Annotated in this window: 15 protein-coding genes; all 15 read right to left on the bottom strand. The window is 41.8% G+C overall.

The annotated features are described in order from the left end of the window. Nucleotides 1–5: 5 nt before the first annotated feature. On the bottom strand, nt 6–1,055 hold the full coding sequence (gene fni, locus ACFVP7_RS12970) for a type 2 isopentenyl-diphosphate Delta-isomerase (protein WP_338730536.1): 1,050 nt from the start codon (nt 1,053–1,055) through the stop codon (nt 6–8). A 12-nt stretch (nt 1,056–1,067) separates the two neighbouring features. After that, complete coding sequence (gene rpsA, locus ACFVP7_RS12975) at nt 1,068–2,216, bottom strand: 30S ribosomal protein S1 (RefSeq protein WP_014477197.1); 1,149 nt, start codon at nt 2,214–2,216, stop codon at nt 1,068–1,070. Between the two features lie 232 nt (nt 2,217–2,448). Beyond that, nucleotides 2,449–3,123: a (d)CMP kinase gene (gene cmk, locus ACFVP7_RS12980; protein ID WP_024572170.1), complete on the bottom strand. Its 675-nt coding sequence runs from the start codon at nt 3,121–3,123 to the stop codon at nt 2,449–2,451. A gap of 78 nt (nt 3,124–3,201) precedes the next feature. Further along, nucleotides 3,202–3,378: a YpfB family protein gene (locus ACFVP7_RS12985; RefSeq protein ID WP_003230553.1), complete on the bottom strand. Its 177-nt coding sequence runs from the start codon at nt 3,376–3,378 to the stop codon at nt 3,202–3,204. Between the two features lie 44 nt (nt 3,379–3,422). Beyond that, nucleotides 3,423–4,076, bottom strand: a complete 654-nt coding sequence (gene dgrA, locus ACFVP7_RS12990) for a cyclic di-GMP receptor DgrA (RefSeq protein ID WP_251233032.1) — start codon at nt 4,074–4,076, stop codon at nt 3,423–3,425. 93 nt (nt 4,077–4,169) lie between these two features. Continuing rightward, nucleotides 4,170–5,522, bottom strand: a complete 1,353-nt coding sequence (gene ypeB, locus ACFVP7_RS12995; RefSeq protein WP_003230547.1) for a germination protein YpeB — start codon at nt 5,520–5,522, stop codon at nt 4,170–4,172. A 34-nt stretch (nt 5,523–5,556) separates the two neighbouring features. Continuing rightward, complete coding sequence (gene sleB, locus ACFVP7_RS13000) at nt 5,557–6,474, bottom strand: spore cortex-lytic enzyme (RefSeq protein WP_004398523.1); 918 nt, start codon at nt 6,472–6,474, stop codon at nt 5,557–5,559. Between the two features lie 138 nt (nt 6,475–6,612). Beyond that, the gene (gene prsW / locus ACFVP7_RS13005; RefSeq protein WP_032722047.1) at nt 6,613–7,269 is read right to left on the bottom strand and encodes a glutamic-type intramembrane protease PrsW; all 657 of its coding nucleotides are present in this window, start codon (nt 7,267–7,269) and stop codon (nt 6,613–6,615) included. Nucleotides 7,270–7,388: 119 nt separating this feature from the next. Beyond that, nucleotides 7,389–8,363, bottom strand: coding sequence for a YpdA family putative bacillithiol disulfide reductase (locus ACFVP7_RS13010; protein WP_015714182.1), 975 nt, complete (start codon nt 8,361–8,363; stop codon nt 7,389–7,391). A gap of 108 nt (nt 8,364–8,471) precedes the next feature. Further along, entirely contained in the window at nt 8,472–9,746 is a 1,275-nt protein-coding gene (gene gudB / locus ACFVP7_RS13015; RefSeq protein ID WP_003230536.1) for an NAD-specific glutamate dehydrogenase, read from the bottom strand. 155 nt (nt 9,747–9,901) lie between these two features. After that, nucleotides 9,902–10,486 carry a genetic competence negative regulator gene (locus tag ACFVP7_RS13020; protein WP_003230533.1) on the bottom strand — a complete coding sequence of 195 codons (585 nt, stop codon included), beginning with the start codon at nt 10,484–10,486 and terminating at the stop codon, nt 9,902–9,904. 158 nt (nt 10,487–10,644) lie between these two features. Then, nucleotides 10,645–11,424, bottom strand: a complete 780-nt coding sequence (locus ACFVP7_RS13025) for a metallophosphoesterase (RefSeq protein ID WP_086344023.1) — start codon at nt 11,422–11,424, stop codon at nt 10,645–10,647. Between the two features lie 86 nt (nt 11,425–11,510). Further along, complete coding sequence (locus ACFVP7_RS13030; protein WP_003230531.1) at nt 11,511–11,954, bottom strand: YpbF family protein; 444 nt, start codon at nt 11,952–11,954, stop codon at nt 11,511–11,513. Nucleotides 11,955–12,016: 62 nt separating this feature from the next. Beyond that, nucleotides 12,017–12,748, bottom strand: a complete 732-nt coding sequence (locus ACFVP7_RS13035; RefSeq protein WP_038429216.1) for a LysM peptidoglycan-binding domain-containing protein — start codon at nt 12,746–12,748, stop codon at nt 12,017–12,019. Next, complete coding sequence (locus tag ACFVP7_RS13040) at nt 12,699–13,301, bottom strand: CPBP family intramembrane glutamic endopeptidase (RefSeq protein WP_230488238.1); 603 nt, start codon at nt 13,299–13,301, stop codon at nt 12,699–12,701. Before ACFVP7_RS13040 ends, ACFVP7_RS13035 begins: the two co-directional genes overlap by 50 nt. Nucleotides 13,302–13,321: the final 20 nt, after the last annotated feature.

Raw genomic sequence — 13,321 nt, forward strand, 5'->3', positions numbered from 1 at the left:
ATCATTTATCGCACACTATAACTTGATGTATTGACCCCTCTCTCTGTAAGCCAATGATGGGTTGCACCTTTGATCACAAGGGGCGCCTTTTGTAAATCGGCAATCGTTCTGGCGCCCAGCACGGTCATAATCATCTTTAATTCCTCAAGGATCAGCTGAATCTCCTCAAGCAGTCCTTCCTCACCGCTGTCAGTCAGCGCTTTTAAAAAATGCCCTGCCATTCCGGTGCAAGAGGCCCCCAGCGCAATTGCCTTTGCCACGTCAAGTGCATCCTGCAGACCGCCAGAGGCGATCATGGTGCTTGCAGGAAACTCAGAGCGGATTTCCGCCAAACTTGCAGCTGTCGAAATGCCCCACGAGTTAAAAAAGGAGATTTGCCGCTGTCTTCGGAGATTTTCGATTTTCGAGAAATTTGTTCCCCCGTAACCGCCAATGTCAACAGCTGCAGCACCAGCTTCATACAGCTTTCCTGCTGATTCTTTGCTCATACCGAATCCGACTTCTTTCACAATGACTGGTACACTGACATGACTGCAAATTTGTTCAATACGTTCCAGTGCGCCGCTAAAACTTCTGTCTCCTTCAGGCATCACAATTTCCTGAATCACATTGAGGTGGATCTGCAGTGCGTTTGCTCCAATCATCTCAACGGCTTCCTTTGCCTGGGCAGCCGTTGCCTCGCTTCCCAGGTTGGCAAAAATCAGCCCGTTTGGGTTTTCCTTTCGAACAATTTCATAGGAAAGACGCTCTGATGGATCTTTTAATGCTGACATTTGCGATCCCACAGCAAGGGGAATTCCAGCCTGAGAAGCCGCTCGCGCAAGCGATTTATTAATTTCATATGTAAGTTTTCCGCCGCCGCCAGTCATTGCATTGATAAAAATCGGCGAACTGCTTGAAAGTTCGCCGATTTTTGTGGAAATATCTACTTGTTCTAATGCAAGATCGGGCAGACTGACGTGAACAAACGTAATATCATCAAGACCTGTTTCCCGCTTCTGGCCGGTGGACAAGGCATGATTGATGTGTTGTCTTTTTCGTTCTGCTCGAGTCACGTTTATCACCAATTATTTTAGTTTATTCAGCTTATCTCCGATCAGATCTCCAAGCTGGAAGCCAGTGCTTGTTTCTTCCTTCGCTTGATATTGACGGTAATCTTCCTGATCAGCTTTAGGCGTTTCTTCAAGTTCACGCATGCTTAATGAAATGCGCTCCTCATTTTCATTCACATCAAGTACTTTCACTTTTACAGTCTGTCCTTCTTCAAGGACTTCATGCGGCGTGCCGATGTGTTTATTGGAAATTTGAGAAATATGAACGAGACCTTCAACACCTGGAAGGATTTCAACAAAGGCACCGAAGCTTACAAGACGCTGTACAGTTCCTTCAAGCACATCGCCAGGCTTCACTTTTTCGCCGATTTGGCTCCAAGGTCCAGGCAGTGTATCTTTGATCGATAAAGAAATACGTTCATTGTCACGGTCAACCGATAACACTTTCACTTTTACTTCTTGTCCCTCTTCAACAACGTCAGACGGCTTCTCTACATGAGAGTGGGAAAGCTGTGAAATGTGTACAAGTCCGTCGATGCCGCCGATATCAACAAATGCGCCAAAGTCAGTCAGGCGCTGTACTTTGCCATCAAGTACACTTCCAACTTCAAGAGACTGAAGAAGTTCTTGTTTTTTATTCGCTTGTTCACTTTCAACAACAGCACGGTGTGAAAGGATCACGCGGTTTTTATCACGGTCAAGCTCTACAACGAGCAGTGACAGTGTTTTTCCTTTATAGTCAGTGAAGTCTTCAACGAAATGTGCTTCAACAAGTGATGCCGGAATAAAACCGCGAACGCCGATATCAACGACAAGGCCGCCTTTCACGACATCTTTCACTTCAGCTTCAAACACTTCTTTTGTTTCAAATTTTTTCTCAAGGTCTTCCCAAGCGCGGTCTGCATCAACAGCACGTTTAGATAAAATCAAAGCATCGTCTTCCACTTTTGTTACTTTCAGGTCAAGCTCGTCGTCTACTTTAACAACATCCGATGCTTTCTCTACATGAAGACTTGATAATTCACTGATTGGAATAATACCGGATTGTTTGACATTGATAATTTCTACATCTACATGTTTGTCTTCTACCTTTGTCACAATCCCTTTAACTACATCTCCAACCTCTGGCACTTGAACATCAATTTGATTCATTTCCTCTGTCATTTGAATAACCTCCTTGGTCCAAACCTACACAGCTTAATTAAAACGGTTTGAAAGCTGAACATATAACATGCCCGCTTTTAGCCGAATATGTATTAAAGAATCATCCAAAAAAGTTTTTTGAATGATCAATAAAAAGTTTTATTAGTATTAACTTCTAATAAAAGGACAGGTTTGTCAAGCAATAACATTCTATCTTCGTTGAAAAATTCAAAAAAAGTGGCATTTGCCATCCTCAGCGGGACTTTTGCTCCACAGCCTCGAGGATTTTATCAGCTACCTCTTGAATGGAAAGCGATGTCGTGTCGATTTCAAGAGCGTCTTCTGCTTTACGCAGCGGAGATACTTCGCGCTCTGAATCAAGCTTGTCTCTTCTTGCAATTTCCTCAATTAATGTTTCGAAGTTGACATCAAAGCCTTTTTTCACATTTTCTTCATAACGACGTTTCGCTCTCTCTTCAACAGATGCCAAAAGAAAGATTTTCACTTCTGCATTTGGCAGCACATGCGTCCCGATGTCACGACCATCCATGACGACGCCGCCTTTTTCCCCAAGCTGCTGCTGGCGTTTCACCATTTCTTCTCTGACACTTCTGTGCTTGGCCGCAATTGAAACTTGGTTGCTGACTTCATCTGTTCTGATCGCCTCAGTTACATCGGTGCCGTTTACAAGCACTTTTTGTCCATCTTTTGTTGTAATCAGCTCAATGTCTGTCCGCTTTAGCAGCTCAGCCAGTTTTTCTTCATCTGTCAGATCAACGTTTTCCTGTAAAGCCGCGTACGTAATCGCCCGATACATCGCTCCTGTATCAATATATATGTACGATTTTTTCTCAGCCACAATTTTGGCAACGGTGCTTTTCCCCGCAGCTGCCGGGCCGTCGATTGCAATCGATAATTTCTTTTCCATAATTCCTCTCCTTGCTCTTTTCTCCTCTATGGATTGTATCACGAACTTTATGAAAAAGGGTGAAAAATTGATGAATAATTAATGTTTGAAGGTTTCAATCCTATTGTTTTCCTCCATTTTATCCACCCCTTCATATTGAATCACTTTTGATACGTATGGTTCAATATGCTGATAGTGAAAAAGAAATTGGACACCAAGTAAAATGATGGCCTGAATGAACAATAATTTGATCAGCAGCCGTTCAAATGTTTTCATTGGAGCACCTCCATTACAAATAGTATGGAAGTGTTTGCCGATGTTTATTCCATTCGGGCCTTTCTTCTCTTATTTAACTGGCGCCGGATGCAGTATTGAAGCAAAGCCTGCTGGTCACCTGCTGCAATTTCTGAATACTCTAAAGTCATTTTTCGTTTTTCTGACTTGGTGTCATTAAAGATTCGTCTGACAACTGCTTCTGTTTCTATTTGACGTGTGTGCTCCTCTTCAGGAAGACGGATGATCAGGCGCAATGATTCCCCCGATTGAAAAGAAAGGCCATCAGCTAAAACCACGGCGATGCCGCCTGCACTGATGTTATAAGATAGTGTGCGGATCTCTTCTTCATTCCCCAGCTGAATTTGCACATCTAATACCGCATCAGTTCTTACATATTGGCGGCGCTGGATTCTTTTCATTTTTTCACGTGGAGGCACTTCAAGACAGATCATTTGAAGTTTGTCCTTCACTTTACCTTTTATACGGCTTATAAAGCGATAAGGAACTTCGTCTTTTCCCACAAACTCTACCGTTACTTCCATATCGTTATGTAAAATCACAGTTCGCCCTGTAACTACATCAACAGGATACGCGATCAAAAGTTCATTGTTTTCGATGCTGACCGCCTTGCTTTTTGCCTTTTTCAATTCATTTTCTTCTATATATTCTAAAAGTACAGTTTCTCCAATCTCTATCATTGACTTCACTCTTTCGCATTCAATATACTCACGTTTTTATTAAAGCACGTAATGAAAAAAAGGAAAAGACATTTAGTCCTTTCCTCCTGTTTTTTATAGGTCTTTATATATAGGTTCTGCATTTTTTAGTTTTTCAACCTTTTCTTCCGATCCGTCTTTGGCATTGATATACATTCTGAATGTGTCATTTTCAATTGTTCCAAGCATTTCGTAACATAACACTTCTTGACCTAGTTCATTTGTAATCAAAGCGAGCCTTGTTTCTCTCACTTGTACATTTTTATTTAATTTAGACTTTGCCTCTGCTTCAGTAATTGCAGGCTTAGGTATGGTTCTTTTTCTATGAGATGTGAGGAAGTCTCTTGCTGAAAAGCCGACAACCTCACCGTCATCCAAGGCCACTTTCATACGAATTGCCTCCGGGTACATCCGGACTTTATTTTCAACAGGAACATATGAAAATACACCGATTTTATCATATTGGGCACTTTCATCAATTTCCAAATCATCTGTTTCAAATCCGTTTTTCTTTAAAAATGCAAGCGCTCGGTTCGATCCGTCATTTAAACTGATTTTCTGATCTTTCACTTCCCTGTTTTGGATCAAGTATACCGGATGCCCGCCCTTCTTCGTAATATCCATATAAATCACTGCTTTATGGTCTGGGTCTTTCATGCTGATGCTATATACATCGCGATTTGTTTTTTTTCCGCTCTTTACCACTTTAATTGAATAATTGTCATCTGGGGCAAAGCGCTCAGCAATTTGTTTTGCTTCCTGTTCGGAAATTTGTTTTCCCTTCAGATGGCTGAAGCCTTTCTCTTCTTTTTTCGTACTGGTGAAACTCGGGCCAAGATCAGTGCCAGTGGAGAATGCACCAACATTTTTTTCGACTGTTTTAAAGCTGTTGATAATCGTATTATCACTTTGTTTTTCGTCAGAAGCCAGAGCCATTTCTACGTCCATCCAGCGAAGGTTTTTGCTCATGACAAGGTGCTGAACATGACGCAATTCATTTTGTATATCTTCGGACTGCTGATATAGCTTATTTAGTGATGTATACTCGTTTTTATCAAGCGGCTTTTGGTCCAAATCTCTGACTGACGTTTTATAGCTGAAATCGCCGATCTTTGATAATAGCTCTTCAGTTTTATTAAACGGCATTAATGTAAGCGGCAGCTGACTGACGCTGTTATGAGCTTCTGATGTAATCCTCCACACATCGATCAATGCAGGCGACAGTGATTTTTGGCTGTTCATGGCAAGTGTTGTTCCGATTTTATCATGAAGCTGATCCACCTGATAGGTAAGCTCATGAAACGCCCGCTGATAGTTATTTTCAGCATGAAGAAGAACTGCGTCTTTTTCCTGGTGTTCTTTGTATCCCCAGTAGCCTGTACCGACTATTGCAATACCAAGCACGGCGATTAAAATTCCTCTGATCATTTATCACACCTCTTTTTATGCTTTCTCATATCTGCTACTCACAGAAAATGTGTTTACCGATTCTTTTAATCTGCGGACGCCCCCAAATCCACGGACTTGTAGCCGTATCCGGATTAAAGTAGTAAAGTGCTTCCTCTGATGGGTCCCAGCCATTGATGGCATCCAGCACTGCTTCTCGTGCCGTTTCATTCGGCTGCATGTAAATTTGTCCGTCGGCTACTGCTGTGAAGGCAAGCGGCTCAAAAATAACCCCCGCTACTGAATTTGGAAATAACGGGCTGTTCAAACGGTTTAAAATGACTGCTGCAATAGCAACCTGCCCCTCGTACGGCTCGCCCCGGGCTTCGCCATAAACCGCTTGAGCAAGCAGCCTGATATCGTTGTTGGAAAATCCACCAGGCATGTTCGCTGCTACCGCATCCTGTTTTCTTGCTTTTGCTGGTGTATTGTTTTGCTGTTTATTCGCATTCGCTTTAGGCTTCTGCGTTGTTTTTTCCGCAGGCTGTTTCTGCCGTGCTTCTGCTTGTTGTCTTGCCTTTTGTGTTGCTGCTTTTGATGGTTTCGTCTGATACTTTAGCGGAATTTTTCCGTAATGCGTGAATGTATTCCCTTTATTGAGCTGTTCCATGACATATTCACGATAGTATTTTGATTTACAAATTAAGGTTTGCTTTGTTTTAGCTCCTACAAGGCCGTCAACCTCTTTTAACCCGAATTGATCCTGAAAATTTCGAACTGCCCAGTACGTCCCCCATCCATAAACCCCGTCAATTTTTCCGTTATAATATCCGTTGTATTGAAGACGCGCCTGAAGCTCGACCACATCATCCCCTGTTGCCCCTCTTTGAATGACCTGATTCGAAAAGGCAGAGATCGTTTCAGTATTAATAAACGTCGTTATTGTAAAGGAAAAAAGGATGAGACATGCCATAATCGATCCTTTGGACTTCATCTTTTCAAGCCTCCTACTGCAAATTTTTAAGTGTAATCGTATTTTCTGTAACGAGGTTATTTTTATACACTCTTTCCTTGTTATCCCTCAGAACATAAAAACTGCACACAAAAAAGCCGCACGGTTGCTGTGCGGCTTCTATACTTGCATCATATTAACGGAACGGGCTTTTTTCGCTTTACGCAAACCAAACCACCATAAAAATACCATAAATGGAAGCATATAATAAATCCAATTGCTAAGCGCTGTTAGGATAAAATCATATGATCCATGCAAAAGGGATGGGACAACTAAAGAAAGAGTAAGCCACTTTACACGCGCCTTATCAGCGGAAAAACGGGCTTTTCCAAGGTAAAATCCCATTATAACGCCAATCAAGGCATGGCATGAAACAGGCAGCAGCGCCCTGACAAACGCATGCTCCACGCCGTGGCCAATTAAATAAAGAATATTTTCGAGGGTTGCAAAACCGAGTGATACACTTGTACCGTACACAATCCCGTCATAATGCTCATCAAAGTGGGCGTGCGGGTAGACACTGATCATCAGTATAAACCATTTTAATGATTCCTCCAAAAACCCCGAAGATAAAAAAGAAACGAAAAAGCTTCCGTCTCCTACATTCTCTTTTTCAAGTACATACTGGATAAACATGATGGGAAATACAAGAACAACCCCGAGAAAAAACGACCGTAGCACCATATGTACAGGTTCATTATCATACTGATCTTTTAAATAAAAATAACTTAATAACGCGATGCCGGGGGCAATTCCTGCAGAGATGATTGCAAACATCAGGCAACCTCTTTCCTTTATATTCCTACGTCTATCCTACCATGTTGTTTAAAATTTTACATCTGTCTGCACTTAAAAAAACAAAAAGAGCATACGAATGCATCATATGCTCCTCATCTTTAATGGTTTTCTCTTTTGGCGATTTCCGCTGCGATATGCCCCCCGTGAAACCTGCCGTTTTCAATAAATATTTCATTTGCATTATTTCCCGCAGCAATAACCCCGGCAATAAAGACACCTTCAACGTTCGTTTCCATCGTTTCTTCGTTGAAATATGGACGCCCTGTTTCTTTATCAATTTCAACACCAATTTTTTCAAGAAATTGATGATCGGGATGATAGCCTGTCATGGCAAATACAAAATCATTTTTAATGGTAATGAGTTCTTTCTCTCCGGAGCGAAACACAACTTCATCCTCGGTGATTTTTTCGACACAAGCGCCAAATTCCATACGGATTGTACCGTTTCTGACGAGGGCTTCAAATTCTGGCAGAATCCACGGCTTAATGCTTGGAGAATACTCATTGCCCCTATATAAAACTGTGACACGCGCCCCAGATTTCACGAGTTCAAGGGCGGCGTCCACGCTTGAATTTTTCCCGCCGATGACAACAACATCTTTATCAAAATACGGGTGGCCTTCTTTAAAATAATGAAATACTTTCGGCAAATCCTCACCGGGTACGCCCATATAGTTTGGATGATCATAATAGCCTGTGGCGATGATACAATATGGCGTCGTGTAGGTCTCTTTTGACGTCTCAATAACGAATGTGTTATTTTGCGTTTTCGTCACTTTACGCACCATTTCAAACGCATTAACACGGATGTTTTTCCGTTTGACGACTTCACGGTAATACGATAAAGCCTGAATTCTGACAGGCTTCCTGTTCTCTGTAATAAATGCCACATCTCCGATTTCGAGCTTTTCACTTGAGCTGAAAAAGGTTTGATGCGTCGGATAATTGTAAATACTGTTAACGACATTGCCTTTTTCGATGACGAGGGCATCAATGCCAATTTGTTTTAGGTGAATGGCAGCAGATAGTCCACAAGGTCCTCCGCCTATAATAATTGCTTTTTCTTGAATCATTTCTGTCAACTCCTGCGATTGGCATTTCACTTCATATTTTCTATTTCCGAATAAAAAAATCTCCTATTTTATCATAGGAGATTTTTTATTTTTATGCAAATCATCAACTTATATCCAGCCTCTAAAACGCGAAGCTTCAGCCATTTTGCGAACGCCGACCATATATGCAGCGAGCCTCATGTCAATTCTTCGGTTGTTAGCCATTTCATAAATATTGTTAAATGATTTGACCATCATTTTTTCTAATTTTTCTTCTACCTCTTCTTCACTCCAGTAGAAGCCTTGGTTATTCTGAACCCATTCAAAATAAGAAACTGTTACGCCACCGGCACTTGCCAGCACGTCTGGTACAAGCAGAATGTCCCGGTCTGAAAGAATTTTTGTTCCTTCAAGCGTTGTTGGCCCATTCGCTGCTTCAACGACAATTTTAGCCCGGATATTATGGGCATTTTCTTCTGTAATTTGATTTTCAATCGCAGCAGGAACGAGAATATCACAATCCAGCTCCAGCAGCTCTTGGTTGGTAATGGTATCGTTGAAAAGCTTTGTTACGGTACCGAAGCTGTCGCGTCGGTCGAGTAAATAATCGATATCAAGGCCTTCCGGATCATAAAGTCCGCCATACGCATCTGAGATGCCGACAACTTTTGCCCCCGCATCATGCATAAATTTTGCCAAATAGCTTCCCGCGTTTCCGAAGCCTTGGACAACGACACGCGCACCTTTAATATCGATGCCTCTCTTCTTAGCCGCTTCTTTAATACAGATGGTAACACCTTTTGCTGTCGCAGATTCTCTCCCGTGAGATCCGCCAAGCACAAGCGGTTTGCCTGTAATAAATCCAGGCGAATTAAATTCATCAATTCTTGAATACTCATCCATCATCCAAGCCATGATTTGTGAGTTTGTAAATACATCCGGTGCCGGCACGTCTTTTGTCGGGCCGACAATTTGGCTGATCGCTCTGACATACCCTCTGCTCAGACGCTCCAGCTCTCTAAACGACATATCCCTTGGATCACAAACAATTCCGCCTTTACCACCGCCATATGGAAGATCAATTATGCCGCATTTTAAACTCATCCAAATTGAAAGCGCCTTCACCTCTTTTTCTGTTACGTTCGGGTGAAAACGTATCCCGCCTTTCGTTGGACCGACAGAGTCATTGTGCTGCGCACGATATCCTGTGAAAATCTTTACTGAACCGTCGTCCATACGAACAGGTATTTTTACCGTTAATAATCTCATCGGCTCTTTTAACAATTCGTATACCTCTTCGGGATATCCCAATTTTTCCAGAGCCTTATGTATTACGGTTTGGGTTGATTTTAATACATCAAGTTTGTCCTCTTCTGTATGACCGGTGTTTCGATCGGCTGCCATTTGAGTTAACCTCCTAGAATCTTCTGTTTCTCACATGCTCCCTTTCAGAGAATAGTATACACCTTCATATGATCTGTGCATAGAATAAACGTTATGTTTTTCCATGTTTTTTAACGAAAAAAAACTGCTGAAATCAGCAGTTTTCCGTTGCATTCTTATGAAAAATGAGTTTGTATCGTCTCTACAGCATTACCGTCCATAATGAGCTTACCATACTCTTGCAGGCGATAAATCGTTAAAGTTGTCGGATTGCCGTATTCAGCCAGAACCGCCACAACCCCTTCAGCCGTATGTGACCCTAGATCTTCAAGGCTTAAAAAGTACTGCCCGTCATAGTGGTAGACAGTTCCCCCTGTGATACCGATTCGCTGTAAGCTTTCTGAAAGCTGAATGATATCTTCAAAGGAATGGAATTGATATATGATGTCCGCGCTTTCATCAAGCTTGACTTGCATTTCGATGTAATCATCATCATACTCATCGTCTTCTGAATCGGCGTCTTGGTTCTTTGTTACAATCACGACCATCCCTTGTGCTTGGAGAGAATACACTTCCACTGCAATCGGTCCATTCGCTTCAAAGCCGAGCTCTGTATTTGCTTCATTCATCATATCTTTAAATAACTGGTGGACTTTGAATGAGTCCTTCCAGAGGTCTTCTTTTGTCAATCCCCGGTCTGTTAAATCATCGAGGGTTAAAAAGATTTTGATCTTATTATAATTCAGACGCTCAAGCCGCATAACGTTCCCTCCTGCCTCTACTTGCACACAAATCATATAACACATTATATGAGATGATGAGTCATAGGTTCTTAATTGTTATCAGTTTACACTGAGTTCACTAGTAAGACAAGCACAATGCAGTTTTTATTGCCATACGGATTTTTGCTTTTTAGAAGTTATTCTGGCCCGCAAAGAGTCACAATGTGAGTTTCAGGCTCAGCACCTAAACGAAGAGGCACTTTTGTCGTGCCGTAGCCGTTGCTGATCAGATATGCCGCGTTTTTAACAATACCTGTTTTCCCCAGTTCATAAGGGCCGAATTTTCCAAACCTGATCTGGCCTCCATGGGTATGTCCGCTGAATATCACATCAATACCGTCATCTTCATTGATTTGTTCATGAATCTCCGGATTATGGCAAACCAGAATATTCAGCTGGCTTTCATCAAGTTCTTTGATGGCTTCCTCATAATGATCCATCTCCATCCTGATATCATCAACCCCCGCAATTGCAATCGTATGCCCATTGTATGAAAACGGGACTGACTCATTTCTCAGAGTGATGACGCCGTGCGCTTTAAATATGGAATACAGCTTATGCTGCCTGACTTCATAATCATTATTCCCCCACACAAACACGATAGGGACCCCGAAATGTACGAGCCTTTTGATGTTTTCCTCGATTCTCGCACTGGGCACCCCGCCCTCAGCTAAATCACCGCCGATTATAACCAAGTGGGGGGCATGGCTTCGTGCTTTTTCTAAAAGGTCTTGATCGATGAGACGTTTGTGAATGTCTGAAATAAAAAAGATTGTCAGAGGCGGCTTGCCCTTCATCTTTGATAAAGGAAACGTATGTGTCTTCAAATGATTGCCTTTTGCTGTTGCATACATTTTTGCCGTCATTGCCGCTGCCGCAACAGTTAGTACACCGGCAATTTTCACTGATAGCTTCATAAAAAACTCTCCATTCTTTTTAGAACTTATCAATAAGACGGACAATAAAAAAAAGACGTTTCTATCGTTTGAGAAAACGCCCCATTTTATTTACTTTCAAAATATAGATTAATGTCATATTTGTGCTTCATCATATGAAAAACAGACTCTCTCGCCTTCCATTTATCGGGCTGCGGCCAGAGATCAGTGCTTTTCTGAATAATTTCACATCTCAGTTTATGGAAATCAGTCTCGGATTTTTCTTCCTTTTTCTTGAAATAATATGAAGTGCAGTAGGCAAAAGCGGTTGCCAGCATCCAAAATAAATAAAAGGTATGGCTAAGTATTTCTTGAAGTATAAGCTGAGGCTCCGGGCTTTTGATCATGATCATAACACATAATAAGCCTAGGCAGATAAGTGAAGCCCATCGCCATCTGCGGCATTGTGCTGCATAATTTTCGAATTTTTGTTTTCGTTTTACCAGCGCTTGGAGCATCTGTTTGGTCGGCGCGTCTGTAAACTGATCCAGCTGATTCCATAAGGATTCCATACGCTTCACACCTTGTCCATTTTCATTGCTACAATATATGAACGTAAAATAAAAATAATACCCTATTCATCCATTAAAGGGATGTCCAAAACTTGTCCGGTGTAAACATCATTTCCATTCAGATGATTATACGCTCGAATTTTTTCTTCTCCTGTCCGGCTTTTATAATACTTCATGGAAATGCGGTATAGCGTTTCTTTCTTTTGGACGGTGTGCTTGACAACGCGATTCGGCACATTTTGAACTGGCTCAGCCGGCTGCTGTTGCTGTTCTTGCTGTTGTACTGTTGATTGGGAAGAGGAAGCAGCCGCGGCGGTTGCTTCCTCCTTATTTGCCGAGTCTTCTTTTTCCGCTACAGCAGTCTGTTTCTTATCAGCAGCTGTTTGCTCTTTTGGCTTGGAATCTTCTGGCTCTTTTTTTGACTCCTTCTGCAGTGCGGTTTCTTTAGTGTCTGCGGTATCGTTTTTATCCTCTGATTTCGGGACAACCTCATATTTGCTTTGGCTGCTGTCAATAAAAACATCTTCATAATCGTCATGATTATCCGGGTGGCTCTTTAGATAAAATAAGGTGACTAAAACGATAACCGGCACAAATACAAATATTACTGCAAGTACTGTGAATAATGGCGTTTTTGTTTTGCCTTGCTTTTTTTTCTGTTCTCTTTGATTTTTTACAGATTGTCTTGTCGGAAGGCTTTCTCCATCATCGACATAATCGTCCGCCAATGCGGCGTTTTGATCTTCATAAAGATTCTGGGCTTTTCTTCTCTCTACTCTCGACATGTTCGTCATGTTTATCCCTCCTCACATGTTCAAAACGAATCTGACAGGCAAACACGGCATCAATGATAAAATGCGCCGTCATCGGAACAAATAAGTTGCCGGTCCATTCATACATCAGACCGAGCAAAAAGCTGATTGCTGTCACCATAATAAATAACAGCCATTTTGACAAATACCGAAAGTGCAGAGCGGCAAATATAAGGCTGGCCGCCCATAAACCGATATGAGTCTGCAGCACTCCCCTGAATAACATTTCTTCCGCGAAAGCAATCAGAAGCGTTAAAAATATAATATGAGGGATTGACCTCTTACTGAATATTTTTTTATTGATTCCGCCATCATCATATAAATGAGACGGAAACCATTTCATTACTGCCATATCGGCTAAAATAACAATAACAGCTATAGAAACACCATACCAGATGATTCGCATATCGCGAATGTCCCAGTGCTTTAATACGTCCCGTACATCCTCAAAAAAGAATAGTCCTGCTGCAGCAGCGGCAAAGATGATGAGTAGCTGCGTCAAGTATAACTGCTTCAGCATATCACGGTCAGACATATGCTGAATATAATCTTTTT

Source organism: Bacillus sp. SG20033, assembly GCF_044570195.1.
Taxonomy (GTDB): domain Bacteria; phylum Bacillota; class Bacilli; order Bacillales; family Bacillaceae; genus Bacillus; species Bacillus subtilis.

Coding starts and splice junctions, on each gene's coding strand:
- ypeB (WP_003230547.1), bottom strand. CDS start 5,522: ATGATCAGAGGAATTTTAATCGCCGTGCTTGGTATTGCAATAGTCGGT.
- cmk (WP_024572170.1), bottom strand. CDS start 3,123: ATGGAAAAGAAATTATCGATTGCAATCGACGGCCCGGCAGCTGCGGGG.
- ACFVP7_RS13035 (WP_038429216.1), bottom strand. CDS start 12,748: ATGACGAACATGTCGAGAGTAGAGAGAAGAAAAGCCCAGAATCTTTAT.
- ACFVP7_RS13025 (WP_086344023.1), bottom strand. CDS start 11,424: ATGAAGCTATCAGTGAAAATTGCCGGTGTACTAACTGTTGCGGCAGCG.
- ACFVP7_RS13010 (WP_015714182.1), bottom strand. CDS start 8,363: ATGATTCAAGAAAAAGCAATTATTATAGGCGGAGGACCTTGTGGACTA.
- ACFVP7_RS13030 (WP_003230531.1), bottom strand. CDS start 11,954: ATGGAATCCTTATGGAATCAGCTGGATCAGTTTACAGACGCGCCGACC.
- sleB (WP_004398523.1), bottom strand. CDS start 6,474: ATGAAGTCCAAAGGATCGATTATGGCATGTCTCATCCTTTTTTCCTTT.
- ACFVP7_RS13040 (WP_230488238.1), bottom strand. CDS start 13,301: ATGTCTGACCGTGATATGCTGAAGCAGTTATACTTGACGCAGCTACTC.
- ACFVP7_RS12985 (WP_003230553.1), bottom strand. CDS start 3,378: ATGAAAACATTTGAACGGCTGCTGATCAAATTATTGTTCATTCAGGCC.
- dgrA (WP_251233032.1), bottom strand. CDS start 4,076: ATGATAGAGATTGGAGAAACTGTACTTTTAGAATATATAGAAGAAAAT.
- rpsA (WP_014477197.1), bottom strand. CDS start 2,216: ATGACAGAGGAAATGAATCAAATTGATGTTCAAGTGCCAGAGGTTGGA.
- prsW (WP_032722047.1), bottom strand. CDS start 7,269: ATGTTTGCAATCATCTCTGCAGGAATTGCCCCCGGCATCGCGTTATTA.
- ACFVP7_RS13020 (WP_003230533.1), bottom strand. CDS start 10,486: ATGCGGCTTGAGCGTCTGAATTATAATAAGATCAAAATCTTTTTAACC.
- gudB (WP_003230536.1), bottom strand. CDS start 9,746: ATGGCAGCCGATCGAAACACCGGTCATACAGAAGAGGACAAACTTGAT.